Origin of the sequence: Mucilaginibacter achroorhodeus (assembly GCF_007846095.1) — a bacterium.
Lineage (GTDB): Bacteria > Bacteroidota > Bacteroidia > Sphingobacteriales > Sphingobacteriaceae > Mucilaginibacter > Mucilaginibacter achroorhodeus.
This window is the reverse complement of sequence record NZ_VOEI01000002.1, coordinates 286794-312770: the sequence shown is the minus strand read 5'-3', so window position 1 is coordinate 312770 and position 25977 is coordinate 286794. Positions and strand designations below refer to the sequence as shown.

General features: G+C 49.2%; 24 protein-coding genes. 6 read left to right on the top strand and 18 right to left on the bottom strand.

Annotated elements, in window-relative coordinates; all coding sequences use genetic code 11:
* The first annotated feature begins 243 nt into the window (after positions 1-243).
* Genes FPZ42_RS07305 through FPZ42_RS07295 form a run of 3 tightly spaced genes read left to right on the top strand, consistent with a single transcriptional unit; the run spans position 244 to position 2281 of the window.
* Entirely contained in the window at positions 244-1101 is an 858-nt protein-coding gene (locus tag FPZ42_RS07305; protein WP_146269874.1) for an SDR family oxidoreductase, read from the top strand.
* The gene (locus tag FPZ42_RS07300) at positions 1101-1358 is read left to right on the top strand and encodes an Atu4866 domain-containing protein (RefSeq protein WP_146269872.1); all 258 of its coding nucleotides are present in this window, start codon (positions 1101-1103) and stop codon (positions 1356-1358) included. The genes FPZ42_RS07305 and FPZ42_RS07300 overlap by 1 nt, the downstream gene beginning before the upstream one ends.
* A gap of 8 nt (positions 1359-1366) precedes the next feature.
* Positions 1367-2281 carry a helix-turn-helix domain-containing protein gene (locus FPZ42_RS07295; protein WP_146269870.1) on the top strand — a complete coding sequence of 305 codons (915 nt, stop codon included), beginning with the start codon at positions 1367-1369 and terminating at the stop codon, positions 2279-2281.
* 1317 nt (positions 2282-3598) lie between these two features.
* Here FPZ42_RS07295 and FPZ42_RS07290 read toward each other — a convergent pair.
* Both FPZ42_RS07290 and FPZ42_RS07285 read right to left on the bottom strand, forming a co-directional pair.
* Positions 3599-4711, bottom strand: coding sequence for a S1/P1 nuclease (locus FPZ42_RS07290; RefSeq protein ID WP_186458711.1), 1113 nt, complete (start codon positions 4709-4711; stop codon positions 3599-3601).
* Between the two features lies 1 nt (position 4712).
* Complete coding sequence (locus tag FPZ42_RS07285; protein ID WP_146269866.1) at positions 4713-4949, bottom strand: hypothetical protein; 237 nt, start codon at positions 4947-4949, stop codon at positions 4713-4715.
* Between the two features lie 86 nt (positions 4950-5035).
* Here FPZ42_RS07285 and FPZ42_RS19165 point away from each other — a divergent pair, with 86 nt between their 5' ends.
* Positions 5036-5182: a hypothetical protein gene (locus FPZ42_RS19165; RefSeq protein ID WP_186458710.1), complete on the top strand. Its 147-nt coding sequence runs from the start codon at positions 5036-5038 to the stop codon at positions 5180-5182.
* A 197-nt stretch (positions 5183-5379) separates the two neighbouring features.
* On the opposite strand, the gene FPZ42_RS07280 is transcribed toward FPZ42_RS19165, so the two are convergent.
* The 15 genes from FPZ42_RS07280 to FPZ42_RS07205 form a co-directional block, all read right to left on the bottom strand.
* Positions 5380-5640, bottom strand: a complete 261-nt coding sequence (locus FPZ42_RS07280) for a helix-turn-helix domain-containing protein (protein WP_146269864.1) — start codon at positions 5638-5640, stop codon at positions 5380-5382.
* 342 nt (positions 5641-5982) lie between these two features.
* Entirely contained in the window at positions 5983-6852 is an 870-nt protein-coding gene (locus FPZ42_RS07270; protein WP_146269860.1) for a hypothetical protein, read from the bottom strand.
* Between the two features lie 30 nt (positions 6853-6882).
* On the bottom strand, positions 6883-8025 hold the full coding sequence (locus FPZ42_RS07265; RefSeq protein ID WP_146269858.1) for a conjugative transposon protein TraM: 1143 nt from the start codon (positions 8023-8025) through the stop codon (positions 6883-6885).
* 54 nt (positions 8026-8079) lie between these two features.
* The gene (gene traK / locus FPZ42_RS07260) at positions 8080-8697 is read right to left on the bottom strand and encodes a conjugative transposon protein TraK (protein WP_146269856.1); all 618 of its coding nucleotides are present in this window, start codon (positions 8695-8697) and stop codon (positions 8080-8082) included.
* Between the two features lies 1 nt (position 8698).
* Positions 8699-9820 carry a conjugative transposon protein TraJ gene (gene traJ, locus FPZ42_RS07255; RefSeq protein WP_146269854.1) on the bottom strand — a complete coding sequence of 374 codons (1122 nt, stop codon included), beginning with the start codon at positions 9818-9820 and terminating at the stop codon, positions 8699-8701.
* Positions 9817-10470, bottom strand: coding sequence for a TerB family tellurite resistance protein (locus tag FPZ42_RS07250; RefSeq protein WP_146269852.1), 654 nt, complete (start codon positions 10468-10470; stop codon positions 9817-9819). The genes traJ and FPZ42_RS07250 overlap by 4 nt, the downstream gene beginning before the upstream one ends.
* A gap of 1 nt (position 10471) precedes the next feature.
* Entirely contained in the window at positions 10472-11131 is a 660-nt protein-coding gene (locus tag FPZ42_RS07245; protein ID WP_146269850.1) for a hypothetical protein, read from the bottom strand.
* Between the two features lie 22 nt (positions 11132-11153).
* On the bottom strand, positions 11154-11828 hold the full coding sequence (locus tag FPZ42_RS07240) for a conjugal transfer protein TraI (protein ID WP_261382249.1): 675 nt from the start codon (positions 11826-11828) through the stop codon (positions 11154-11156).
* Positions 11825-14281 carry a TraG family conjugative transposon ATPase gene (locus FPZ42_RS07235; protein ID WP_146269848.1) on the bottom strand — a complete coding sequence of 819 codons (2457 nt, stop codon included), beginning with the start codon at positions 14279-14281 and terminating at the stop codon, positions 11825-11827. The genes FPZ42_RS07240 and FPZ42_RS07235 overlap by 4 nt, the downstream gene beginning before the upstream one ends.
* A 48-nt stretch (positions 14282-14329) precedes the next feature.
* Positions 14330-15124 carry a hypothetical protein gene (locus FPZ42_RS07230; RefSeq protein WP_146269846.1) on the bottom strand — a complete coding sequence of 265 codons (795 nt, stop codon included), beginning with the start codon at positions 15122-15124 and terminating at the stop codon, positions 14330-14332.
* A complete protein-coding gene (locus FPZ42_RS07225; protein WP_146269844.1) occupies positions 15121-15456 on the bottom strand; it encodes a DUF4133 domain-containing protein in 336 nt (111 codons plus the stop codon). Before FPZ42_RS07225 ends, FPZ42_RS07230 begins: the two co-directional genes overlap by 4 nt.
* A gap of 8 nt (positions 15457-15464) precedes the next feature.
* On the bottom strand, positions 15465-21041 hold the full coding sequence (locus FPZ42_RS07220) for a helicase-related protein (RefSeq protein ID WP_146269842.1): 5577 nt from the start codon (positions 21039-21041) through the stop codon (positions 15465-15467).
* Between the two features lie 4 nt (positions 21042-21045).
* The gene (locus FPZ42_RS07215) at positions 21046-21492 is read right to left on the bottom strand and encodes a hypothetical protein (RefSeq protein WP_146269840.1); all 447 of its coding nucleotides are present in this window, start codon (positions 21490-21492) and stop codon (positions 21046-21048) included.
* A gap of 9 nt (positions 21493-21501) precedes the next feature.
* Positions 21502-21834, bottom strand: coding sequence for a DUF4134 domain-containing protein (locus tag FPZ42_RS07210; RefSeq protein ID WP_186458734.1), 333 nt, complete (start codon positions 21832-21834; stop codon positions 21502-21504).
* 202 nt (positions 21835-22036) lie between these two features.
* Entirely contained in the window at positions 22037-22534 is a 498-nt protein-coding gene (locus FPZ42_RS07205) for a hypothetical protein (RefSeq protein WP_146269836.1), read from the bottom strand.
* A 488-nt stretch (positions 22535-23022) separates the two neighbouring features.
* Between FPZ42_RS07205 and FPZ42_RS07200 the strand changes: the two genes are divergently transcribed.
* A complete protein-coding gene (locus FPZ42_RS07200; protein ID WP_146269834.1) occupies positions 23023-24645 on the top strand; it encodes an IS630 family transposase in 1623 nt (540 codons plus the stop codon).
* A gap of 5 nt (positions 24646-24650) precedes the next feature.
* On the opposite strand, the gene FPZ42_RS07195 is transcribed toward FPZ42_RS07200, so the two are convergent.
* A complete protein-coding gene (locus FPZ42_RS07195; RefSeq protein ID WP_146269832.1) occupies positions 24651-25244 on the bottom strand; it encodes a hypothetical protein in 594 nt (197 codons plus the stop codon).
* 95 nt (positions 25245-25339) lie between these two features.
* Here FPZ42_RS07195 and FPZ42_RS07190 point away from each other — a divergent pair, with 95 nt between their 5' ends.
* Positions 25340-25690 (top strand): hypothetical protein, encoded by a 351-nt coding sequence (locus tag FPZ42_RS07190; protein WP_146269830.1) that lies wholly within the window; start codon positions 25340-25342, stop codon positions 25688-25690.
* Positions 25691-25977: the final 287 nt, after the last annotated feature.

Below are 25977 nucleotides of genomic sequence, written 5' to 3'. Positions count from 1 at the left end.
ATTAGGGTCTGTCATTAATAAATTCGAACGTTTTTTAATAATGTCCAGAATCTTTTCGTCAGAGTAATCTTGAAACGGATTTGCATGTCGGCTTGCTTCATGCCAAAAGCCATCTAACGCAAAGAGGATTTACTCTTATAAAGCCGTTTACTAAGATTCTGAGAAATGGCTACAACTATCCAAGGATAGGATACATTCCCGACCATGGCATTACTGACCTTTGTTTTATCAAATCATCATACAATGAACAAAGAAACAAAGCAAACAGAAAAAGTATGGTTCGTGACCGGGGCTTCAAAAGGCCTGGGTGCCGACCTGGTAAAGCAACTACTGGCGGAAGGTTATAGTGTGGCCGCCACTTCAAGAAAAAAAGAAGCACTGATTGAGGCAATCGGGGAACATCAAAACTTCCTGCCATTGAATATGGATGTAACTGATGACAACAATGTAAAAAAAGTTATTGGCGAGACAGTACATAAATTCGGCCGTATTGATGTAATTGTGAACAATGCCGGCTTCAGCCAGATCGGCGCGGTAGAGGAACTTTCTGCCGCAGAGGTACAAAGGAACTTCGATGTTAATGTATTTGGGCCTTTACACGTTATTCGCCATGCTGCACCTTACCTGAGAGCACAGCGCTCAGGCCATATTTTCAATATTGCATCTATCGGAGGATTTGTCGGCAATTACGCGGCGTTCGGCATATACTGTTCAACTAAGTTCGCGATGGCCGGTTATACAGAGGCATTAGCGGTTGAATTAGAGCCATTCGGTGTGCATACCACGCTGGTTTACCCTGGTTATTTCCGTACCAGCTTTTTGGAAAAAAATTCAGCCATGCTACCGGCCGAGGCCATAGATGCCTATGTGAACGCCCGCGAGGTAGAAGCACAGCACCTGAACGAGATCAGTGGCAATCAGCCTAATGACCCCAAAAAGGCTGCAAACGTATTTATTGAGTTAAGCAAACAAGAACAACCCCCTGTGCATTTCTTTATAGGCGTGGATGCGGTACCACTGGTTAAGGGTAAAATAGACATCATTGAAAAGGCATTGGCAGCCAACCTGGAACTGACCGAATCGACCGCAATTACCGAATAATGGCAAAGACAATAGAAGAAACACAAGAATACTTGGGCATGTGGGTAACCGCAGACGGCCATGTGCGCCAGGAATTATTGCCGAACGGTCGTTATGATGAAGCCCGGGGCGCCCTTGAAAGTGCCTACCAGGGTAGGTACCGGATCGATGGCGACCATATCGACTATATAGATGATACAGGTTTTACTGCCGATGGAGAATTCCGCGATGGTGTTCTTTACCACGGCGGTATGATCTTTTATAAGGAAAATAAATAATTTAGCTTATGACCGGCACATTTCGCTTTCATACCCTATCAGACCTGCATGCCTATTACGGCTTGCCGGGACCAGAACATCCAATGATCAGTTTGATAGACTACAGTAAGGTCAAATATCCGGATGATACCGGAACGCTAAAATGGCTGCAGGATTTTTATATGTTCGCATTAAAGCGGAATGTGCAGGCTAAATTTAATTACGGGCAGCAACCTTACGATTTTGATTCGGGCGTACTGTCCTTTTTTGCTCCCGAACAATTACTACAGGTGCAGATAAAACCCCATGTAGAGATAAACCAAACCGGGTGGCTTTTACTAGTTCATCCGGATTTGCTTTGGAATACCTCACTGGCCGCACAAATTAAAAACTACGAGTTTTTTCACTATAAGGTAAATGAAGCTTTATTTCTTTCTGAAAAAGAAGAAGCTGTAATAGCAGAAATATTTCGAAAGATAGAAAAGGAATATCAATCGAATATGGACCGTTTCAGCCAATCACTCATCATCAATCAACTGGAGTACCTGCTTATTTATGCTGACCGCTTTTACAACAGGCAATTCCTCACACGCAAGATAAATAATCACCAAATACTTGATAAGCTGGAGGCTTTATTGCAAATGCATTTTGCGGAGGATAAACTTATTGATGAAGGTATTCCAACAGTGCAACAGGTTGCAGATGAATTACACCTATCTGCTAATTATTTAAGCACACTGCTTAAAGTATTGACAGGGCAGAGTACCCAACAATTTATTCATAACAAATTGATTGAAAAAGCAAAGCAATTGCTTTCTGCTACTAACCTGTCCGTATCAGAAATTGCTTATAGCCTCGGTTTTGAGCACTCGCAATCATTTAGTAAGCTCTTCAAGTCAAAAACTGATTTTACGCCAATGGAGTTTAGACAGGCATTTAACTGATTCTTACTTTATTTTTGTGATAATAACGGAGCAAAAAAAATCACCTGAGAAACGACTGCAGGGGTCTTAGTAGTTGCACGCATACAATTATCGAACTTACGCTGGATGAAGCAAAATAGAGGAAGCTTGAGCTATAGAAATTTGAACAATAGCAAAAACGCTTCCCATAAAAGATCGTTGTTATCTGTTCGCGTTTGAAGACCTACGAGCATTGACAGAAAATTCAAAAGCAACATACAGGATGTTCAGGTCACGCCATTGTATGTGCAATCCCTTATTATTTTAAACCTCATTGTATAGTACAATCGTCGGCTGAACATACTGTTCTTATGGTTACCCGTAAAAATCGATTAAGCTGAATCAGAAGTTTTACGGAAATTTAGAAGAATAAAATATGATCGAAGCCATTAAACCCCGGCCCAAAAGTGACAATCAGGACTGCAGTCCGGACACAAGACAAAGGAAAGATCTCCCAACAGCTCCAAAACACCCGGCCCTAAAACCGCATGTACATAAGCCGGGAGAGAAAAAACGTTAGCAAAAAGCGGCATGGGGGTTGAGAACCATGCCGCTTTTTGATGATTGATGAAGACATCACACCGCTGATCGATCGTATATGGAAAATGATTGCTAAATAAGTTAAATTTTGACTGCTTGATGCTTAGGACTTACTTATGTTGGCCATGATGTACAGTGTTACTTTATCTTTATTACGTAGTTTCACAGAATTTGAAACCATTTTGAAAGAGGTCAGCCTGGTCAAGTCATTACACAATATTGATGATAATCAGGTTTATCTCGGGAGGCATTCAGATGGCGGGACATGCACGTTTTGGATGGCAACCCATAAAATGGCATCCCTTTGCAGCATTTCTTGGATTGAATGATAATCCAAGATCTTATTTCGAAAATACCAGCCTTATCAATTTAAAAAATGTCACACCGTTTTATGGGATTAGCGCAACATATGGCGGCACATTTAATATCGCGAGTGTCAAGGAAACAATAGTGATAAGTTTATTAAAACTAAAGACCGTAAAGTAATAGTAATTAAAAAGATAAAAATACAGTTATAATTAAAAAACGTGTCGTCTGTGATAAAGGCTTCATCTATGAAGGTTCATTATTGAAGACGCGGCTGATGGATGAAAAACGTGGAAGCGTTTATGCGCGATATCCCCTTCTTCGTCCGGCTCCAAAAATAAGACCAGATCTTGAATAAGGACGGATATGCGGTTAGTGAAGCCCCGGCGTTCCAAACGCGCTTTATAGTAAGCGTAACATGCTCGTGAAGCATCGTAATTAAACATAGTTAATTCATTGGATCTTGATATTAACAGGATCGGTTACAATGATTTCAGGTTTGCCTTTGTAATCGATAATTTCCCCGGTCACCTGTATCACCTTATCAGAGAGTTCCGAACCTAATCGTTTAGCTTTGCCTTTAAGCGCAACGGTTAGCAATTGATGAGGATAGGACCCGCCAAGATTGATCAGAACCATACTGCCGATATCTTTAATGCTGTAGACCTTGCCGCTGGTGCTGACGGTTTTCCCGGTGAAATCTGCAATGTTTGTCAAAGCGATAATAGCCGTCGTACTATCACGGGTTATTTTACCCTCCATCGTTTTAGAAAAACGGGTCGCCAAAGGGGGCAAGGCTGCCGCATTAAATAATTTGTTAAGCTCTCCGGCTAAACGGATACCCGCTTGGTTTATCCTTTGATGGATCACCGGAATGAACTTTTCGTAATACGCCTCATCGATCGTAGCGCCGGATCTTGTTAACGCATATAGATTACTGCTGATCTGGTAGCTTTCCCATAGCCATTCTACGGGGCTGTCAGATTGCCATTTGCTGATCTCGGCGGCAGTGGCTACATCATAATTTTTACTGATGTCCTGCTCACTTAGTCCCTCATGGTCGATCAGTTTACTATCCCATAGGCTATGAAGATTCGAACCTTTTCCATCAAAACGTACCTGGATCGTATTACCGCCTTTATCTTCCTTGCGGCTCACGTGCATGGGCTGATGCGCATCTCCGACAAGATGTATCAGGTACTTCAAGGCTTCATTTTTTTGTTCGGCAGGTAGCTCCTTTTCTTTTAAGCTAGCCTCCGTCTTAAGGATCGCTGTGTAAATGTTATTGTCACTTTGAGTGACCGCTTTCACAAAAGCCTCATGGGTCAAACCCAATGGTAGATTTAGATAATGCCACGAAGCGGTTTTCCTATCTCGGTTCTCGTCAGCCCAGGTGGCGACCTCCGACATCGCTTCACCTTGCAGATAAGCTGAAACCACGTAAGCTGTATTGCTGCTAAGATGTTTTTGAGCGATCGCCGCGATAGCCCGATGGCCTTTGTAACCCCAGGAGGCCAAAAATAGAATGCTGCCCAATGCAGCGACATATACTAAATTTTTTTTCATGCTAAATAAACTTGATTTGTGCCAGGTATGGGAATAGCTTTTGAGTAGATGTGAAAGACCGAAGATCGATGATCTTGTTATCTCTCTGATCGTAAAATACCTCAACATAAAACCCGGCCAGCGAATAGAGTTGGATCACCATTCCTTTCTCTTTTCGATCGGCCAGAAACGTACCGTGCCATACGGCGTTGGCCTTATCGTAAAGACTAAGCGCATTAAATTCAAGGAGGGTCATCATCGGCAAAAATAAAAACATTTATAGACTTGCCATTGAACATTTGTGCGTTTTACGCTTCCCCGCCGTAGTTCAATTAATCAACTTTGATGAAGAAGCTTCAAAATAGAGATGATCAGCATGATTCACTTTTTATCGACAAACCAGACCAAGCTGGCCTGGATAGGATGATAGGAAGGCCGGTAAGTGATATATTGCAGCCTGATCAGTTCATTCATACATTGGTGATAGGTTGAGGTCGAGCGGATGTGACTGACAGACATCAATGTTTTACGCGAAACCCGAAAGGGGAACTTAAAATAATTGTTTTGCCAGCAGATCAGCATCGCGGTGAATAAACTGATATGGGAGGGAAGCAGGTTTTCATCCTGGCAAAGTCGTTTGAGCTGGCTGCAAAATATTCGCTGGATGTGATTTGAGCGTGGGTTGTTTTTCATCGCTTGCCCTCCAGTAATTTTTCAATGTCCATACTTTTGTAATACAGCGTTCCACCGATCTTACTGAAGGTCAGCGTACCGTTCAAGCGCAGGTTCTGTAGGGTTCCGGCGGAGATGCCCAGAACTTGGCGCACCTCAATTCCTTTTAACCATTTTTTTTCCTGGGTGCCAGGCTGTAGCATGAGCTGCCTGATCTCCATCAACAGATCTGCTTTGAACTGCCTTAAGTCTTCATTCGTTACCAATTCAACATTCATTTTCTAATGATTAAAAGTCCCCATCAGCCGTGCAGGAAAGCTGACGGGACTTGATTTATAGTTTTAAATAGATCTTGCTTCGCTCGTTCCGTTTATAAGACGGTTCATAGTTAATGTAACCGAAATCATGAAGGTCACGGATACACCTATGATAGGTCGTATTAGCTAGAATTTTGGCGAGCGGCATGATCTCATGGGCGTAGGCACGCAAAGGCTCGGCAAAATCATTTGCCTGCCAGTATTCCACCAGGGTCGCGAACAAGCCGATATGCGTGCTACAGATCCTTGGATCTGTCTTGATCTTCTGGAAGAATGCCGTCAACGGCCTGCAACGTTCCATATTTAGATCCTTGCGCCTGGTCTGCGTTTCTGACCTGCACCTTGTTTCTGCTCTGTAGCATTGAACGAAGCTTCGGCTGAATGCGCTTTAACCGTTGACCGTCCTGCACCCTGGGCCATGGCTGCACGCTGTACCTCCTGAGGAGTCATGACCGTCTTTTGTGATTGATTGACTGACTGCTTTTTGCCAACAGTAAGGGTTTGTCCCGCCGCGTCGTGGAACTCGAGGCGCATCATACGGGGATTGGCAACCGCATTGGCAGGTATGCCCTGTCCATCCCTGACCAGGGTAACCTGGACGATATTCCCTTTTTCCAGCGGGCGCATGATGCGGCTGCGGTCATATTTTTCCTCGATGTCTTTGATCGGATATTTTTGTAGCTCCTTCTCATGGTCCCAGAAGATCGTTTTTGGATTAAAGTTGCCATACTGATCGGCTTCTTTAAAGTTGAGGGACCGCCAGGCAAAATAAGTGTCACCGGTCGGTACCATTTTTTCTTTGCCATCAACAAGCTGCTTTTCCATCACCGGTTGTTCCCGGTAAACGGCGCGTCCATCCATCATGTTATAGCGTTCCTGAAGCGTGTAGTTGTATTTCTGACCGACAAAAAAGGTCTGCGTCAGGTCTTCCATTCCTTCTTTTTTCAACGTCGAATCATAACGGTTAAAAAAGGTAAGGTCCTTGGCAACATCATCTCCTTTCGAGAAATAAAGGACAGATTCCATGACGTCCTTGCCAAACTCACGCCGGTGGTTTAACGTAAATTCCGTGAGGTTCTGATCCATTTTCACGTGCAAGGCTTTAGCGATCTCTTCGCCGAAACCCAGGTTCTTTAGTTGGTCGGCCGTGTACTGATAACTTTCCTGATTCATGATTTTGATTTTTAATGATGATAGATTGATTTATTTACTTTGATTTCCAGCATTGACTAGCACGTTGTTCCTGAGCAATAGTTCATGCCCGTTCTTTAACTTGCCCTTTACCTGCTTGACTTTTTTAGAAAAAAGGCCTTTAGCGGTATTGATCCCCGCTGTAGCCAATTGCGCTGTCATAGACGGGTCCATGTTCATCATGTCCACGGTCTGCATACCATTCAGCATTCCATCTTTTAATGCTTCATTGGTCACTGCTTCCGGCACGCATATCCCTTCAAGTCCGTCGGTTCGATCGTAGACGGTCAGGTCGACCGGAATGATGTTCAAACCGATATGGATCAGTTTGATATTGACCTTAACACGCTGGTTGTAAAAATCCCCGCTACCGTATATCAGCTGTCCTTTAAGGAAAAGCTGGCCGTTTAGCCGGACAGAATCTTGAAGCCGCATTCGAATGACCGTACCCTGGACGATCTTTTGATTGCCGTCAACGACGGCAGGGATAGCTTTAAACTGCTCGGCGGAAGCAATGTCAGACTTTGCTGTTTTTTGTGTGACCCGATCCGGGTGCTGGAGGTCCAACAACTTTTCAAGCAGGCCGTTCATTTGTTTGAGCTCAGGGTCATCCTGCGCAGCGGATATCGGCTGACTGCTGTTCGAAATGCGCTTAACCTTTAGATTCGCCGTGCTGGGAATACTTGAGTAATTGTCAGGTATTGCTGCCGGTGAATTGATAGCAGCTTGTAAGGCAACCAGCCGCTTGTTCAGTAAGATCGCTTTATCTTCTGGTCTATTTGCCTCCTCAATGGCTTTGTTACTAAAAACCTCCGGCTGGTGAGGGGAAAAAACAGCACCCGTGTCGATGTCCTTTCCTGCGGCAAGGGCGTGATACCTGGCGTAGGGGTCGGTCTGCTGTTCCTGCATGAGTTTGGCCGAATCCGCGGCGGCACGGTTATAAAAACTTAGTTTATTCTGCCCGGTATCTTCCTTGACCTTGGCTTCCGGCAAATGTGAATTAAAGCCCGTCAGCACAGAACGATGGTCGCTGCCGGTTCCGGTTTGCCCTCCGCCAAGTACACAGAAGAGGAGAGTGGTAAGCACGAAGACGACCAGCGGTGCCACCAATAGTGCTTTTCGCTTGTGTTGTTGTTGAATGGTTAATGTTTCCATATAATTATTTTTTTGATCTGAATTTTCTTGTCTGTTTGGATGGATTTAATGCACTCAATGATTGACGACCTTGATGTCTGCATTCTCGATGGTCGACCATCGCTGGATCAGAAAGCCATGCGGGTTGTTATCACTGCGGCTGACATTACGCAGTTCGCCGCTGGTGACCAGGCTCCGGGTGACGGTACTGCTGGTCCGTATGATCGTTTGGGTCGCATAGCACCGGAAGGGGTAGGGATAATTGCGCAGATCGATGTGCACGCTGTCAACCCGGAGCTGCTGGCTGATGTTGCCCGAGATGATGTTGGCATAATAGCCGCTTTCGTTCAGGTTGTCATAAGCGCGTTTGGCGGATTCATCCGCGAGGTAGAGCGCTTTGTTCAGGCCCGCCTTGTTCGCCTTATCATCGGGTGAAAGCGTAAAGAAGAGCTCATGAAAGGCCTTCACATGGTCACGCGCTTCGACGGCAACATTATCCTTGCGGTCGGCCGCCACCGCATCCAGCACTTTGCCGTTGAACAGGATGTACACCCGGCCTTGGATCTTCGCGATCAGTTGTTGGCTCTGGTAGACGGTAAAACCGGTGGCGAGGAAAGCGCAGGCGATGATCACCAGCGTGAAGGAGCGGACGTGCTGGAAGGCGGTCTCGAGATTTCTGAATTTCTTGAACATGTTATTCGGATTTTCCGGGCGAGCCTTTCAGCTTGTCCGTATGGTAATGATTCGTTTGAGTATCGTTACGGCCACCTTGCCGGTTGCTGCTTAGCACATTGCTGCTGAAGACGTTTTGCATGATCGAACTGCTGACATAGGTCATCGCCATCGAAGCCAGGGCGGAGGTTTTGTTGAACAGCGCATGCCCACCGACATTCATGATATAATTGGCAATGCTTGGCACCGTAAAATAGCCGAGGATGCCAATGACCAGAAAGATCAGGTAAGCCGTATTGGTGTTGCCAAAGGCGTTGCCCTGCAACTGTCCGTTATCCGCCAGGGCGATCATGTTGACCTGGATCCTGGCAATGATCGCCCCGAAAATATTGGCTATCGGCAGCCACATGAAGACATTGACATAACGCGCCAGCCACTGCTTCATCGTGTGCTGAAAGCCGTCGAAGATCGAGAGGCCGAAACAAAGCGGGCCAAGAATGGCGAGGACGATCAACTTGAAGGTGCGGATGGTATCGATGCAAAGCGCTGCCGCCTGGAATAGCACATTCAGCAATTCGGCTATCCACCTGCGCGCCATGCTCTTAATGCTCCAACCCGAAAAGGCGTCACTGATCGGGTTCAGCGAGCTGCCATCGGGACCCGCGTTGTCAGGGTGGCTGTACTGGTACCATTTGTCGGGGTCGGCCTGCTGTTGTCCGATCGGTTCTTCCTCTTCCGGCCGTGAATTCAAATAGGCGATGGCGGCATTGGAACGGGTGACCATACCCTCCGTGGAGGTGACCACCGGTTGCAAAATGCCGTTCAGCAGGGCCAGGACAGCCGGAAAGGCTGCGATACAGATGCCCAAACCAAAGGGCCGTAATAAGGGATAGACGTCGATAGGCTCTGCAGCAGCGATATGTTTCCAAATGCGCGCGGCAATAAACCAGAGTGCGGCGAATCCCCCGATCGCCCGGGCAACGCCGATCATGCCCCGGCAAAGCGGCAGCATTTGATCATAGAGCTGTGCCAGAACGCCCTGCAGACCGTGCAGGTCGTCGGCAACGCCTTCTGCATGTGCCAGCTGCGGTAACAAAGCCGCCACAAGCGTCAAGGCAAATAAAGTAATGATCTTGATCTTCATGGTTGTAATTTGATGCCGTAAAGGCCGTTTAAGGTCTGTTTTTCTTTGCTTGCCTGCGCGCGCAGACGGAGCGTTTGTTTCGCTTCGTTATTAAATCTGCGCAGATAACTGAGCTGGTTGCGGCTCTCAACGAAGATCCGGTCGATCGCCGCCAGCCGCTCGGCGTCGCTCATGCGCAGTTTATGGTCGCTCATCACCATCAGCAGGTGGTCAAGGTTTTGAAAGCTGGCGTCTGCCAAATGGTCGTAAACTGCGCTGATGTAACGCAGCTCGTCCGGCTTGAACCTACCGCCGCTGCTGAAGCTGGCCGCGGCGGCCCTGTATTCCCAGAAAAGCGTCGCCTGGTCGCTGATAATGTCTGCAACACGCGGGTAGTGCCTCACTGCCGGACTCACAACCAGTAAACCGTCCAGAAAGAGCTGGTGCAGGGAAAAGTTGCCTCGCGATGCATTGTTCACTACGCCGTAGCCCTGACGCAGGACCGAGTAGCCGTTGTACATTTCGGACAGCACGCTTTTCATGCCGGCCAGCTTTTGATAGTCCAGGATCAGTTGTTCGATACAATCGGACACGGACTGCGCCCTCCCGGCCAGCGGCAGCAGGATGCAAAAGGCCAGCGCCATCCCTAAAATTTTGAGTTGTTTTTTCATGTCAATAAATGCGGTAAAGTTTTTGGATCTGTTCGCGTTCCGCTTTGGCCTTCAGCCGGCTTAACGCCAGCGTCCGGCATTTGGCAGTAAAGGAGCCGGCAAAGGCAGATTTATCTTTCATTGCCGCATAAAGCTTGTCCAGACGCTCAAGGCGCTGCTGGTCCGTGAGCTGTAGCTTGCCGGGCGTCAGCACATCGGTGGTTTCGTCAAGGTCCTTGCCGGCTTGGCTGCGCAGGTTGTCAGCTACCTTTTCCAAATAGGCCAGTTCTGCGGCCTTAAATTGCTGCTGTTTTTTCTGCCAGGCGATCTCGGCATCGAAGGTATGATCGATCTCATCGAACAGTTCGGCGATTAACTTACCCTTGGGGTCTTTCCTGACGACCTGGTTGACCTGTTTCAGGGTCTGATAGTAAGCAGTGTTCAGGCCAAAGGTGCCGCCCTTGAATTTCCCGGCAAGATCAAGGCCGCGGTGCATGGCCTGATAGCCGCTTTTGACCGCTCCCAGGTACAGGTAAAGGCTGCCGATCTGCTGGGTCATGAGCTTTTTTTGCTTACCCTGCTGAGCGAACAGATCGTCGAAGGAGAACGATTGCGCACTCGCCTGGCTCAGGTAAACGCGGGTGGAGAATAAAATAAGGAGGGTGATGATGCGCTTTGTCATTTTGTGTTGTATTGATGATTCATTATTTCAGTCCGTAGAGTTGTTGGACGGTCTTTCTGTCCCGTTCGTCAGCGGATCGCGACAGGCTGAGCTGCACGTTTTGGCGGTTGAACTGCCGCAGGTGGTCCAGGTTCAGCTGAATGGCTTGGGCAGCTTCGTCAATCCGCAGCCAGCGTTCAGCATCACCCATCTGCGTGGTCAGCGGGGTCACGGCAGAACGGACAGCGTCCAGGTTGCGAAGGCTCTCCTGTAAAATGCCACTGTAGATATTCCCCATATATGCCAGTTCTCGCGGCGCGAAATGCGCATCTTTCCGGAAAAGGGCGCTGGCTTGCCGGTATTCCGAAATGATCTGCCGCTGGCGATCGATCACGTCTTTGACCATTTGATAGTCCGCGATGAGCATTTTCACTTGCGCGAGTTCCTGATAATAGCTGGCATACAGGTTACGCTCTTTTTCCAGCCAACCCGAAATGTCATTCAGACTGTTCAGGTGCAGGTTGTTCTCCAGTTCCTTTTGCGTATTTTGCAGTACCAGGGTCTTGTTCTGCAGCCGCTGCACCCCAAGGTCGATCGCGACAATAACTCTTTTGATCAGGCCGGTAAAGGCGCCGGCTACCGGGACCTGCGCCCTGGCGGACGGTCGTGCGAAAAGTATCAGCATACTGGTGAGGAAAAAGAAAATCTGTTTTTTCATAGGATGTGGGGTTTTGTATGCTGTTCTGCGACCAGGGCGGCGATACCGGCTTCAAGACTGCCATGCTGCGCCGCATATTCCCTGACCTTTACCCGTTCTTTGCCCTCCGTCGTAAAGGCAAAATATTCTTCCGGGCACAGCTCATTTTTGTAGACCTTCATGACTTGCCCGCCGATATCGACAAAGATCTCGCGGTGGTCCTTGTTGACCGATAACAGGATGGTCTTGCCCTTATCGGACAGCCCGAGCGTGTCCTGCAACTTGTCGAACTTGCCCTGGAACTTGCGCATATCCATCAGGATCTTGATATCGGCGTTATTGATGATCGCGTCCTTGATCACCGGCGAGGATACCAGGTCTTCCAGCTCCTGGGTGATCACGATGGGGATCCCGTTGAACTTGCGGATGGTCTTGAACGCATACCGCAGGAACTCGGCCATGCCGGATCTCGCAATAGCCTTCCATGCCTCATCGATGGTCAGTACTTTCCGTACACCCGCCAGCTTGCGCATCTTGGAAATGAACAGTTCCATGATGATCAGCGTAACGACCGGGAAAAGGATCGGGTGGTCCTTGATCTGGTCGAGCTCAAACACGATAAAGGGCTGGCCCAGCAGGTCGAGGTTCTCCCGTGCATTAAGCAGGTAGTCGAACTCGCCGCCTTTGTAATACGGACGCAGAACATACAGGAAGTTGTCCATATCAAAAGCGCTTTCCTTTACACGGTGGCTTTTAAGCACCTCCCGGTAATCATGTTCCAGGTATTCGTAGAAGGAATCGAAGGCGGGAAACACCGAAGAATGCTGAGTGAGGTAGCTGTAATAACCCTGCAGCGCATTGGAAAGCGCGACGTATTCCGCCCGGTTAAAGGTCTCGTTCTCGCCCTTCCACAAGGAGACCAGCAAGGCTTTCAGGCTTTCCTTTTTTTCGGTATCCAGCACTTCCCCCCCGGAGAGGTAAAAAGGATTGAATTTGATCGGGTCGCTTTCCGTGTAAGTGAAATAATAACCCTTGACCGTATCACACAGCCCCAGGTAACTACCCCCAATATCAACGGTCACACAATGCGCTCCATGGTCATAAAGCGATCGAAGGATATGGTTGACGGTCATTGATTTACCGCCTCCGGAAGTGCCGCAGACCAGCGTACCCATGTTGGAGGTGATACCTTCCTGACGCGGCGCGTCAAAAAGGTCGGCATATACCGGTCTGCCGGACAAGCGGTCGCAGAAACGGATGCCCTCATTGGCGCCGGCGCTTTTGTAGTTGCTTTCCATGTTCAGAAAGCAGGCCGCCTGTTCGGCGAAAGTATCGAAGGTATCATTTACAGGGAAGTCCCCGGCATTGCCGGGAATACCTGACCACCAGATCTGTGCAGCACCGTCCGTCTCAGGTTTGGCCGCAGCATCCATGGCCGCCATCGCAGATAGCACCTGGTTCCCTTTTGTCTGCAATTTCTCCCGGTCGTCAGACCAGACCATCACATTGAAATGCGCTTTGACCGGTAAACGCTGTCGGCTGATGGCTTCGTTCAGAAAGTCATTTGTCGCGTCCAGCGCGATGGCGTTCTCGCGCGAATAAGCGGACAGGGACTGCAGACGCAGCCTTTTCTTCTCCAATTGTTTGAGCACCTGCTGCTCATCACCCACCAGGATGTACTGGTTGTAAATATGGCTGCAGTTCAGCAATAGGCCGAGCCGGGATGCAAAGCTGACCGGGAACCTGGTCTGATCGGTCGAATAGGGCCCATAGGTCAAACGCGGTCCGCAAACCGATGGCAGGCTGTCGGTGTCGCCAAGCGTATAAATGTCCACCTGGCGGTTACCGATCTTCAGCGTGTCTTCAAAGCTGATATCGCGGTATAACTGCTGTTCATCGTTCTCGGCAAGAAAGCAATAACGCTCGATCAGTCCCGCTTTTTTACGCTGGCTTTGTAGTTCTTCAGTGCCTAGCTGCTGCACGCTGATCAGGCGGGTATCTTCCAGCAGGCGTTTGAATTGCGTCGCGATATCCCGGAACTCCCGTATCGCCTGCGCGCCCAGCACGTCGCGCGGAACGAGCGTCGGCCGGATCAGGTTGGAGAACAGGGAGGTTGCCGGTCTGCGCCCTTGCGGTTGGCGGGTCAGGTAGACCAGGCAATCATGATGCAGGTATTCCCTGCCGCTGAAATAACGATCGCTGGCTTCGCTGAGGAACGTACGCTTACTTGCCGTCTGCTGTATATTTAACTGTTTTTTCAGGAACCAGTCCTGTTTGTGTAGCACGCTGTTTTTTGGCAGTACGCGAATGGCTTTTACCCAAGCCTGGTGCAGGCTTTCGTGGTCCTCGTCCGACAGTGTGAAGACCTCCGGCAAGGTGAGCCGGAAGGCCAGCGTGAAGGCTCCTTGTTTGGAGAGGATGGCACCCTGCTCGATCCCGAGTACCGGTAATATATCTTTAAGTTGTTTTTCCATTAGGGTCTTTAACTATTTTAGGTGAGGAAAAAAATGAATGAACAATGCTTATAAGCGTGGCTGTTTGCCGGGCTGATGACGGTGTTTGATGGCTTCATGTTCCCGCCGCAATTGTTCACGATTCTGCCGGATGAGCCGGGGGACCTGCGTTTCGCTGAGCGGAATCACCTCCGCCTTCAGTTCTTTAGGGATCGGGTAGCGCCGCAGCAGGGCGCGTTCATCCATGCCGTAAGCCCTGGCAGTGGCGACCGGGTCCAAGCCGATCTCATTCGGTATTTTGATCTTGACGATGCCGTTCGGGAACTCCGTTAGTTTGAGGTCCAGGTCGACAACCTGTTTCATGACCGGCTCATAAAAGGCCTCGTAATGCCAGCCGTCATCGGTCAGCTCAAAGCTTTTCAGGCTGATCACCGGGGAAAAGTTCGCCGCATGGCGCAGTTCCTGCAATTTCAGGTCGATGATGAACCGCTCACCGGCGATATCGATCTCCGGCAAAATGCCTTGCCGCCTTTTGTTCAGCGCGTCCGGGTCCACAACGATCTCAAAATCGGTCCTCCCGGCCAGTTCTGACAGCGGCACGCCATACATCTGCGACATGCCCTCAGGATCAAGCCTGGAAAGCGGCGGCACAACCACTGTCATGCCATGCGCCGGGTCAATGGCTGCATTCTTGGTGGCGGGATCCCATGCCAGCAGGTAGTGGTCGCCCCGGTCGCTCATCTGGTTGATGAATGAGATCTCGTTCAGCTGCTCATCGGTCTGGCGAAGTACCTGTTTCTCGACATCCACCACGAAGCTGGTCTGCTCGATACGGTAGATCACCGGTTCTTTGATCGGTCTCATGCGTTCACCTCCTTACCTGCTAATTGCTGAAAGAAGCGGCGGCTATAGGATTTCAGGACGCGTGGCACGCGTTTGCGGGCCATTGCCTTCATCAGGCCGTGCTCACCGTATTTATTGCTCAATCCGAAGATCCTGAAGCTGCCGAAGACGGCGGCAGGAACGCAAACGCCCAGGCAGACGAGCGTGCCGGCACCGGCGATATAAAGCGCCGCGAAAAGGATCATCACTCCGAGTACCAGCCCGGCGAAGTACCAGATATACTGCGCCCTCAAGCCGCGGAACTCGATGCTTTTGTTAATGCCCTTGTTGATGGTATAAATGCTGTTTTTCATGGTTGTATCTATGATAGCCGGATGCCTTTGCGCAGTCTCGCTTCGTTTTCCTGCGCATGATTTTGATGGAATGCCCGCTCACCGGCCAGCGAAACGATGATGGCTTCTTCCAGTGGCGGATGATTATTGGGTGGCTTAGCCGCATCCGGGATATGAGACAATTCTGTAATTGATCTTTCTGTCTGCTGCTGTTCTTCCTGCTTTTCACGGATCTTGCGGGTGATCTCCTTCTCCAACACGTTGAGCTCACTTTTCATCGCCAATAGCTCCTTGTCCCGGTCAAAGGGTTTGTCCAAAAGCTGCCTGAGCTGCGGAAGTTGCGCCTGCTGTTCGGCCAGTTCCCTGCTGTAGCGTTCCACCAGGTGGTCTACCTTGTCGATGGCACTGATGAAATAGCGCGCCGCCAGCTTCGGATTATCAGTGTTTGGCACGCCGGAACTCGCCGCGTAGTGGATGCTGCTGCCGGGCCTTTCCGCATACAAGATGTTGTATCCGTTCTCGAAAAGCTTTCCTTCCCTTGAACTTCGCTCTCGGTCTTGACGGATATACAGTTTGAAGCCATAGAGGTCGCCCAGCTCCCTGACGGTAGACCGACCAGCTTCCGGTTTCCATGTACGATAAATTTTGATCAGGTAATTACCGATGGCTTTGGCATCGGCGCTGTCCAGGTCCTGCAGCCTGATTGGGTTGGATTTGCCGCCATCTTTTTCTATTTTGAGCACGCCGTGATAGGCCTCATGATCAGCCTTCACCTCCGCCAGGATTCTGGCTGTTTGAACAGTTTGCTTTTCCAGATCTTCCAACGTGTAGCGTGCACGGGCGATCTCCCGGAAATGAGCCGTCCGGAGGCTTTCCATAACGGCGATCTTCTTCTCCAGCTTGGTCTTTTCCAGCAAAGAGGTGTCGCCGGACAGCATGGCGATATACTCCGAAAAGTTCATACCGCTCTTCTCGTCGATGCTGCCCTCATCGATCGTGCGCACGTTCAATTCGCAATTCTTCATCTGGCTGATGAAGGTCTGTTTGTTCTTAAGCAGGTTGAACTTATAGTTGTCCAACGACTGCTCAACGGCATAGATAAAGTTCAGGACCTTGTTGCGGTAATGGGACCTGGCCAACTGATTGCCCTGTCTTGCGCCGCGGCCATTACGCTGCTCAAGCTCGCTGGGCTTCCAGGGTATATCCAGGTGGTGCATGGCCACGACGCGTTCCTGTACGTTAAGGCCGGTACCGGCTTTCTCCGTGCTGCCAACGAGGATGCGGATCTCACCGCGGTTCATTTTTTTGAACAGTTCGGGTTTCTGCTTATCGGTCCAGTGATGGATGAAGGTGATGTGCTGCGCCGGGATGTCCATATCCCTGACCAACTTATCCTTGAGGGCATCATAAAGATTAAAGACACCTAGTTTCGGCGTGCCGATGTCACAAAAGACGATCTGTGTTCCGCGTTGCGGCGTACTTTCGCGGTACAGTTCTGCCAGCTTCCGGGCGCAGACGTTCACTTTATGGTCGGGATGGTCTTCGTATTTCATGGGATCGATCAGGCGCATGTCCGCTGCCATCTTTTTGGCGTAATTGGTCGCGATCAGCATACGGCCTTTATCTTCGTCTTCGGAAAGCGGCAGACGCCCGAGCAGGGTGGCATCACCATTTTTTGCGAATGTCATGAGTTTGCGGATATAATCCTGCTGCTCCGGGGTCGGCTTGATATTGACCAATTGTTCATCCAGGGCAGGTTTGTCCAGGGCAATATGCCTTGCGGTCTTGTAATCGGTGATCTCATTATAGAAAAGCGCCAGTTCAGGTACCTTGATGAAATGGCGGAATCGTTCCTTCGCGATGATCTCGTTCGTGACGGAGAACTCGAAATCGGTCGTTTTTTTGGCGAACACGGCCGCCCAGCCATCAAAGTTCTGGATTTGTTGGCGCTCCATCTCTTTTGGCCTCAGGTATTTGAAGATGAGGTACATTTCGGTCAGCGAATTGGATATCGGCGTGCCGCTCAGGAAGGTCACACAAAGGTCGCTGTTGAAACGCTCCTGCAGTGTCCTTACGGCGAACAGCATGTTCAATGCTTTCTGACTGCCTTCCGTATTGCCCAATCCTGCCACGCGGTCATGGCGCGTGGTAAAGGTCAGGTTCTTAAATTTATGGGATTCGTCAACGAACAGGTGGTCAACATTCATTTCCCGGAAATCAATGCCTTTGTCCTTCTTACCGGCGATATCGGCTTCCAACCCTTTGAGCTTAGCGGTCAGGTTTTTCTTGCGGATCTCCAGGCCCTTGAGCATGCGTCTTGATATCTTACCCCCTTCAAGTGCCAGCGTGGCCAGGTCGGCCTCCACATTATCCAGTTCGCCGCCAAAGATCTGCTGCTGGATCTCCGTGGATTGTGGGACCTTGCCGAACTGGTCATGTGTCAGGATGATGCAATCCCAGTTGTTGTTCCTGATCTCATGAAAGAGGCGCAGGCGCTTATCGGGCGTAAAATCATTTTCACCGGGTGCAAGGACCCTCGCAGCAGGATAAGCTTTCAGGTAAGTATCGGCGATCTGTTTGACATTGGCCTTTAGTGCCAGGATCATCGGCTTGTGGATGATGCCCAGCCTTTTCATTTCCTGCGCAGCCACGATCATGGTCAGCGTTTTGCCGAGACCGACCTCATGATCGATCAGCGCGCCGCGGTTCTGGACGATACGCCAGGCGGCGTTCTTTTGCGAACTGTAAAGATCCTCAATGCCCAATGCTGCTTTGTCCAGGCCCGGAAAGGTCTGGTGGCTGCCTTCATACGTACGCAAGACATAACAGTTAAAGGTATCGTTATACAATTGCTGAATGTCTTTTTGCTCTTCGCCCGGCAGTTCACCCAGCCACCGGACAAAGCCGGTACGTATCTGCTCGATCTTTTCATGCGCCAGTTGAATGGCTTCGTTGTCCGGGTAGCGTTTCGTCTGACCACCGCCAAGACTGACCTCGTAACTGAAATAAGGCGATGTGTTTTCCAGTGCATGCTCCAGTAGGGTATAGCCATAGGTCCTGCGGTTGCTTTCTTTCGGCTGGATGGCGAACTCCCGGCTGATCTTCAGATTTGTTCCCTGCACGTCTACTTTAAAACTGTCTGATGCCTGCATATAATGGATGGTGACCGGCAATTCAAAGAATTCACTCGCAAAGCGTTCATAATAGTGAAGCGGGAACCAGCGTTCGCCCAGGTTGAAGTCCAGCAATTCGAAAGGTATAGGCTCAGGCTGAACACGGCGGATCTCCCGGAGGCTATGGGCGATCTGCCCGTCTTCAGGCCGTTCTGCGGCTATCCGTTCCGCCGTCGACAGTTTCTCCACGACGTTCCCGGACAAATACTGGTCAGCGGTCTCCCATCGGCGCGTGGCGGGGTTGAGACAAATATGATTCCCCAGGCTGATAATGACCTCTTGCTCGCTTAGGCCGGTACTTCGGGCGATGAAGGCGGTGTCTACCCGGCCCATCTCGTTCAGGCATCGGGCCAATGCAGCAACCGGATCATCGGTGCGGTAAGTCTCGTTCGGTTGAAAGACCGGCTGCACAAGGATATCCGCGGGCAGGTATTGCTCATCTTCCTTGCGTTCGATGGAGGCAAGCGTTTTAAACCCATATTGTTCGTCGGCCAGGATAAGTCGACGGTTGTTCGGCCGGTTTAATTGACCGTATTTTTCGGTGAACTTCCGATAAGCGGTGTTCAGGTCCTCGCGCAGCGATGGGTGGGCCGTTTTCGTGACCGTCTCGGCGTCGAACAAAGCCAGGTAGCGGTCGCGCAGCGTAATATAGTGCCGATAAAAGGCTGCATCCTTTTGGTCGGCCAGCGGGGTGAATAGCGCCTGTGAACGGGGCTCGTCGATCCGGCTTAATGTCCCGATCTTTTCATCCAAAATAACCAGCGTGCCCTCCCGGTGAAGGTTCTCTAACTGATCAAAATACAGCTCGGTATTTTTTTCAAAGCGAAAATATTCCTTTAGGCTTTGGTCACCATGAAAATGGTAGTCATGGTTGTATTGCAACAGCGACGGGGCAAGTTGTTTGACCTCCTCAGCGAAGGCGGCGCCGCTAAGCCAGTTATGATGATGGCTGAGCTGCTGAACATTGGCAAAGATACGGTAGGCATATTGTTTGCTGACATGGAGTTTAGCGGTGACCAATACCAAGGCTTCATGCGCCGGCCGGTCGCCGGTGCTGATACTGCCGATGAGCCTTGCCGTGTTCCTGATGACCTGCGGATCATCAACGCTAATGTAGTCCATCGCCCGGTTAGTGCTTGCAGCCGGCGCAGTGTCGAATAGCCCTAACTGCACGCTTGCGGTATTCCCTTGGGCCTGGGGCATGGGAAGATAGCTCAGCAACGGCTTCTGTTGCAAGGAAGGTTCCTGCTGCTGATCGATGCGGATGGCCTCGAAAGCGTTAAGGTCAAAGCGCGCCTTGATCCCCTGCGACAGTTGCTTTTGCAGGCTGGTCCGGACGATCCGGTCCATATCACTGATCACCCGGTGTTCCTGGTAAACCTTGCCGTATTGATTTTTACCGGCCCCGGTTACCTCCGCTGCCACAACGCTAAGCCCGGCCTGATCGATATAGGCGTTTACCTGGTAGCTGCCCAGCTCATTGCTGCGCGCTACCGTTTTGACAAGTAGCTGTTCTTCCTCGCTCAGGGATACTTTCTGGTTGTCTTTTTGAACAAGGAGCAGGTGCGTCGGTGCTTCCACATTGGCATTGGCCTGCATGAGGTTATCCGGCATCACGCTGACACTGATGAACTTGGCACGCCCGAACAGGTAGACCCGGGCTGCTTCATTGGATGGGCTGTTCAGAAAGGCATCGGTCGTCAGGTAGGCCATGATGCCGCCGTCCGCAAGCTTGTCGAGCCCTTTAGCAAAAAAGTAATTATGGATACTGCCGGAAAGCTGATGGTTCCGGTAGGCGGGATCGTGCACGCGGAAATTCCCGAAGGGGATATTGCTCACGACCAGGTCATACCGGCCGTTCTCCTCATTAGCGGTCTCTTCTAAACCCATGACCTGCACCTGCGTAGGAACGGGCAGGGTAGCGGACAGGGCGTTGAGCACTTTGCCGGTCAGGTGATCCTTTTCGACCGCATTGACCGCGGTAAGTTCCGGGAATGCCTTCGCCGCCTCACTGATAAATATACCGGCACCGCTGCTGGGTTCATACAAGTAATTCGGCTGGATGCCATTTTCTTTCAACACAGCATACAAGGTCTGCGGGACAACAGCAGGCGTGTAAAAAGCGGTCAGCACGCTGTCCCGTAATGATCGCACCGCATCGAGATAACCCTTTTCGTCCAGGTGCTCACGCAGGACCTGGTGCAGCTCCACGATGGAGGGGTACAGCTGCAGGTCGGCTTTAGAAGCATTGAGCCTTTGCCATTCTGTCCGCTCACCGGCAGGGAACAGGATAGCCTTCAATCCACCGAATCCGGCATACTTGCGCAGCATGGCCATATTTTCCGCGCCCAGCTGATCGCCGGGGCGGTAGGCCAGCGCGATACGGATGGCTGCGATATTGTCGCGAAGCGTTTGCAGGGCTTGAAAGGCCATAAGCTTAATTTGACGGATTTTGGTTTTCGAGATATTCGGCGATCATACCGGTGATGGCCGCCCGCAGCGCGGGCAGGTCTTCGTGCTCTTCACCGAAGCCAAAGACCTCGAAGATGGGTTCACAGGCGCCGCTCATATTGATCAGTTCGTAGGTGAGGATGCCGCTGCGCTGCATTTGACGGTGGACCTGCGGGAACTCGTCCTCCAGCAACTCTCTCATCCAGCTGAAGCGGGAGGGGCGGAGGTCACGGGTAAGTTCCTCAAGGCAAAGCGCCTCGATCACATAGCCCGGTCGGTTCTCCTGTTGCAGCTGTTGTATCAGCCCGCTGATGGAATCGACCTTGCTGCCCAGGTAATGGCTGAGGCGATGGTCCTCCTGCAGGGCGATGAGCAGGTCCGTATGATGCTGCACCATGTAACTATGCAGTTTGCCGATAAGTAATGTTTTCATGCTGCTGGTTTAAAGGCCGAAAAAGGATTTGATGATGGTGGCCACGACCACAAGGAAAATACAGGAGCCGAACCAGGCAGCGGCGACCTTGGAGGTGTCCTGGTCACCGGCGTTCCATTTCGAGTAGACCTTGACCGCGCCGATCAGGCCGAGAATGGCACCGATGGCATACATCAGGCTGGTTCCGCTCTCGAAATAGCTGCGAACCTGGGTGTTGGCCTGCTGGATGCCGGCATTACCGTCCTGCGCACCGGCCTTAAAATAATTGAGGGTAACGACCGCTGCTGCGAGGGCAAATGTTCTGAGGACACAGCCGAACGATCTTCTTTTGCACTTTTTCATCTTCATATCGTTTGTTGTAATATTTGGTCAAGCGTGTCCTTTACCCGCTCCCGGTGTTTCCGGGAGGGGTGGGACAAAGCTGCCGCCGTGACCCGCACTTGTGGCAAATGGCTATTCAGCACTGGGCCGGGGCAGTTGATCTTGTTAAACTAATTCCCCCTGGTAGCCCCGCTGAACGCGGGGACCGGGAAGGCACGGCGGGCTAAGCGCTCCACCACGCGTCCACTTCACTTTTGCTCAGCAGCGCCGTGCCGGTATCTTCGCATTCTCTGACGATCAGGTCATTGATCTGGTCGCGCTCGGGTGTTGACGCGATGTCCGGGAAATCGTTAAGGATCTTTTTTAGTTGGGGAACCAGCTTTTGCGGGTCATACTTTTGACCGTTCGCAGCGCGGATGTATGCCCGCAAACGGTCAGCCAACGTCTTACTTTCGCCCTTGAAGACATGTGGTTTCCAGGTGGCTTCTTCTGGTATCTTTTCAGGAAATTGCGGATCCACAGCTTCCTGCGTCTCCGGTTCGTAGATCAATGCTTCGGGCAAATGATTTGCGTGATCATGGTTCCCGGTAAACTTCCGGATCAGCTTTGTGATCTCCTCACGATAATATCTCCAGGCGACGAAGGCATACCAGGCGACGCCGCAAAGACCTACCGTTGCCATGTAGGTATTCCAGCTGATGTGATCGAATAGATGGCTCATATTGAATTGCTTTTGTTTCTCGATAAGGCTGTATGCCTTTCTGAGTACAAAGCAATCCGATTTGACAATGCGCATAAACTTCAACTTTTCTTGAAGCCCAATTGCAGTTGTTGAAGCCTGTTGTATATCAATGCTTTAACTTAGGTGAAGTCGACACCGTAAGGTTTTTTATTGACTTCGTTAGGCTTTCAAGTTGCAAAGGATTTAAATAGTTAGTATCACTTGTTTAGCTTTGAAAGCCAAGTGATTTATATATTTGGGAGTTCCTTGAGGATCAAAAGGCTGATTTGGCCCGGATCGTTCAACATCAAAGATTTGATTACAGGTTATAAACCTGTCCTGCAGTTAGGCCTGAAAATCAATTGGCAGTTAACGCCGAGCTGTTACAAAACATCCACAATCTTATTACCCTTCGGAATCAAACCTGGTTCCTTTTGAAATAAATATGGTAATTCAGTATATTTAAATCAATAATCACAAGTAGTTTAATGTCAGGGCTTTATTTGCTAAATCCCATAGGGCTGGGTGAGAGCATCCTAACGGTTCAATCAACCGAAAAAGCGGAGGAAATAACCATGGTAAGAAACGTCCCAAATCTCAAAGTATTTGCTTTACGCAGGATGTTTATTGCCGGCAAAGTGAATAAGAGCGCAGCAGCACGCGACCTTCACATAGACCGACGAACCATATTCAGATATTTCCAGGAGTTCAAAGAGATCCAGAAGCATTTTCCCGAAAAGTTAAATGATATGAACTTCTACATGCCCCGTGGTGAGCGTTCACACCGGCTTACGGATCTGTATAGCGCGACAATTAAGCTGTTGCCTGAAGTGATCGCATTGGAACGTAAACCAAGATTAAGCGCACGGTCAGCTTATCAAAACTACATCAAGCTTTTCCCGGAAGGCTATTCTTATTCGCCGTTCAAAGACGCTTTATTCAAGTATTGCAAGGAAAACAATATCAGTCTGATCTGCAATAAGATCATCCCTATTATTCCAGACGAGGACAAAGAAGTATTAAGTAACTGGCGAAAAGGTAACGACCATCAAAAATGGCAGATAGCCGTTGTTCTGGAAGCTGCGAACACACGGGTGTCACTACTTGCAACGGTTGCTAAGGTCGAATGCTGCTTTGAAACTGCGCTAAGATGGATCAAAATTTATAAAAATAAAGGACTGTCCGGTTTTGAATGGACGTATACGATGAACCCGGAGGTCAAACGGAGAATGGAGACAAAGATGGCTAACGTTCTGCATCTGCTGCAGCAAAGTCCCAAAATCCATGGGCTGGATAAAACAGCTTGGTCTACCAAAGATTTAGCTGAAGTTTATGAAAGGGTACACAATCAGCGGATGTCCGCAGCCGCAGCTTCTTGGTATCTGCGAAAACAAGGTATAACAACACGACGGGCTAAAGAAGTTTTGACCAGCCCTGATCCGCTGTTCCGAGAGAAGTTTTCTGCGATACAGGCCATTTTGGAAAATCTTGGTCCGGATGAACGCTTCTTCTCCATTGACGAATATGGCCCTGCATCTGTACGCCCCAAGGGTGGAAGAGCGTTGGCTATTCCAGGCACCAGACCAATATTCGAACAAGTAAGAGCAGGTGTCAATTGGTTCATTATGTATGCTGCTTTGGAATTAGCTACCAATCAGGTCACACACTTTTATACCAAGAAGAAAGATACTGATGAAATGATCGTCTTGATCGACAAGCTTATCGAACAGTATAAGGGCATGCGTAAACTGTATCTATCATGGGATGCAGTAAGTTTCCACTCGTCAAAAAAACTGCTTAGTTATATCGACGAACTGAACTCGGAAGCGTACCGAAAAGAACATCATACCCCGGAGATTGGCATTGCACCACTACCAGCCAGTGCACAGTTTCTAAATGTGATCGAATCGGTGTTTTCCGGTATGTCCAAATCAGTCATTCACAACAGTGATTATAAATCGCTTGACGCTTGCACAAATGCTATTGACCAATACTTTGACAAGAGGAACAAATTCTTCCAGGCAAACCCTAAAAAGGCAGGAAACATTATCTGGGGAAAAGAGAAGGTGAAACCTGTCTTTGATAAGGCAAATCTCTGCAAAAAGCGATAAGTACGCTAACTGAGTTGCTGCAATAAACTACTTTTGACAATATGCATATCATCTGCCATCTTCTTAACAATGGCTTCATAGTGGTCACATAACTCTTTTATCGCCTTTTCATATAGCTCATAAAGATCACTTTTCGATTCAGCAAGCGCGTGTCTGATGGCATCTGTCAGGTCTAAAACAGTAAGATAAAGTTCTTTGGACTTTAAGTTAGATGCGATTATTTCTTGAGTAGATAGCGAGACATCAAAATAGAGACTGACCAGGTTGTACTTCCAGTTGTCCTTGTCAAGCTCATCCATATAAGCTTTCATGTTCTTCAGCTCCTGATTTAAGAAGTCAAGGCTCTTTTCGCTTCGGGCATTGTGATAGTTCTTCCAGTATTCAATGTTCTTCTTGACAATGGCCATCTTTTCACCGTTAACAAAGTAAAAGTTCTCCGCTATGTCTATCTTTTTGTCCCGATAGGTTTTCTTAAGCTCGCTGTTTGACTTTCTCTTGTCAGCAAGGTAGGAGAATATCCCAGTGAGTCCTTGCGTAAGCAGCGCCCCGATCAAACCAGAAAAGGCACTTACCTGGATCAAAATACTTTCATTTGCCATGACTCTTTACGATTACGATTTGATATCAAATTTACAAAAAGATTTGCAATTGCTAAAAATATTAGCATAAATTTGTGGTGCTTAATCTTACAAACATGAGTGACTACAAGGTGCAATTATCAGCAGAAGGGACGATGATAGAAAACTTCAGCAGACCGTTTAAGATGAGGGTGAGAAAGAATGTGAAGTTAACGGAAGATTGCAGCACAGCCGTACTTGAAGCTGCGGTATACAAGGAAGATGGTACATTTGTGCAGACCTGTAGTTACCTGTTTGAAGCGCTGGATAGTCAAGACAAACCGGTATCAGAAGTGAGTTTAGATGAATTTAACAACGCAGTGGACTTCTTCTTCACCTCGTTGCTTGATACCGAATATTATATTAAGCGCACACCTCGTGCGTCCAGCCTCTGCCATCCGGCAATGAAAGCATTTAAGTTTGATTGATGCTGATATTAAGCTACTAGCAGCTTTTTTGTATTGATTTTAACATATGATGTTTTTGGATTATTATAGGCTACTTAGTCAGCTCCCTGCATTTAATTGGTCGATTTCGTATGTCGAGTAGTGGCCTGTGATCTTTAGGATTGTTTCGGATATCTGATAAAAGTGAATTATGAGAGTCGATCACTCTGGCGTTTTTTACTGGTAGAATTAGCTTGGCAAAATATAATTGTTGGTTTATTTCCTTATAATTGGAGTGCTGTATCATAAATCCGTGTTGAAATAAAAAA

Excerpts from the sequence above, each read along its gene's own strand:
- FPZ42_RS07270 (WP_146269860.1), bottom strand. The coding sequence starts at position 6,852 with ATGAATCAGGAAAGTTATCAGTACACGGCCGACCAACTAAAGAACCTG.
- FPZ42_RS07285 (WP_146269866.1), bottom strand. The coding sequence starts at position 4,949 with ATGATGACCCTCCTTGAATTTAATGCGCTTAGTCTTTACGATAAGGCC.
- FPZ42_RS07195 (WP_146269832.1), bottom strand. The coding sequence starts at position 25,244 with ATGGCAAATGAAAGTATTTTGATCCAGGTAAGTGCCTTTTCTGGTTTG.
- FPZ42_RS07235 (WP_146269848.1), bottom strand. The coding sequence starts at position 14,281 with ATGGAAAAACAACTTAAAGATATATTACCGGTACTCGGGATCGAGCAG.
- FPZ42_RS07265 (WP_146269858.1), bottom strand. The coding sequence starts at position 8,025 with ATGGAAACATTAACCATTCAACAACAACACAAGCGAAAAGCACTATTG.
- FPZ42_RS07205 (WP_146269836.1), bottom strand. The coding sequence starts at position 22,534 with ATGAGCCATCTATTCGATCACATCAGCTGGAATACCTACATGGCAACG.
- FPZ42_RS07250 (WP_146269852.1), bottom strand. The coding sequence starts at position 10,470 with ATGAAAAAACAACTCAAAATTTTAGGGATGGCGCTGGCCTTTTGCATC.
- FPZ42_RS07240 (WP_261382249.1), bottom strand. The coding sequence starts at position 11,828 with ATGAAAAAACAGATTTTCTTTTTCCTCACCAGTATGCTGATACTTTTC.
- FPZ42_RS07245 (WP_146269850.1), bottom strand. The coding sequence starts at position 11,131 with ATGACAAAGCGCATCATCACCCTCCTTATTTTATTCTCCACCCGCGTT.
- FPZ42_RS07200 (WP_146269834.1), top strand. The coding sequence starts at position 23,023 with ATGTCAGGGCTTTATTTGCTAAATCCCATAGGGCTGGGTGAGAGCATC.
- traK (WP_146269856.1), bottom strand. The coding sequence starts at position 8,697 with ATGTTCAAGAAATTCAGAAATCTCGAGACCGCCTTCCAGCACGTCCGC.
- FPZ42_RS07280 (WP_146269864.1), bottom strand. The coding sequence starts at position 5,640 with ATGAATGTTGAATTGGTAACGAATGAAGACTTAAGGCAGTTCAAAGCA.
- FPZ42_RS07225 (WP_146269844.1), bottom strand. The coding sequence starts at position 15,456 with ATGAAAAACAGCATTTATACCATCAACAAGGGCATTAACAAAAGCATC.
- FPZ42_RS07230 (WP_146269846.1), bottom strand. The coding sequence starts at position 15,124 with ATGAGACCGATCAAAGAACCGGTGATCTACCGTATCGAGCAGACCAGC.
- FPZ42_RS07215 (WP_146269840.1), bottom strand. The coding sequence starts at position 21,492 with ATGAAAACATTACTTATCGGCAAACTGCATAGTTACATGGTGCAGCAT.
- FPZ42_RS07290 (WP_186458711.1), bottom strand. The coding sequence starts at position 4,711 with ATGAAAAAAAATTTAGTATATGTCGCTGCATTGGGCAGCATTCTATTT.
- FPZ42_RS07295 (WP_146269870.1), top strand. The coding sequence starts at position 1,367 with ATGACCGGCACATTTCGCTTTCATACCCTATCAGACCTGCATGCCTAT.
- traJ (WP_146269854.1), bottom strand. The coding sequence starts at position 9,820 with ATGAAGATCAAGATCATTACTTTATTTGCCTTGACGCTTGTGGCGGCT.
- FPZ42_RS07300 (WP_146269872.1), top strand. The coding sequence starts at position 1,101 with ATGGCAAAGACAATAGAAGAAACACAAGAATACTTGGGCATGTGGGTA.
- FPZ42_RS07220 (WP_146269842.1), bottom strand. The coding sequence starts at position 21,041 with ATGGCCTTTCAAGCCCTGCAAACGCTTCGCGACAATATCGCAGCCATC.
- FPZ42_RS19165 (WP_186458710.1), top strand. The coding sequence starts at position 5,036 with ATGAAGAAGCTTCAAAATAGAGATGATCAGCATGATTCACTTTTTATC.
- FPZ42_RS07190 (WP_146269830.1), top strand. The coding sequence starts at position 25,340 with ATGAGTGACTACAAGGTGCAATTATCAGCAGAAGGGACGATGATAGAA.
- FPZ42_RS07305 (WP_146269874.1), top strand. The coding sequence starts at position 244 with ATGAACAAAGAAACAAAGCAAACAGAAAAAGTATGGTTCGTGACCGGG.
- FPZ42_RS07210 (WP_186458734.1), bottom strand. The coding sequence starts at position 21,834 with ATGAAAAAGTGCAAAAGAAGATCGTTCGGCTGTGTCCTCAGAACATTT.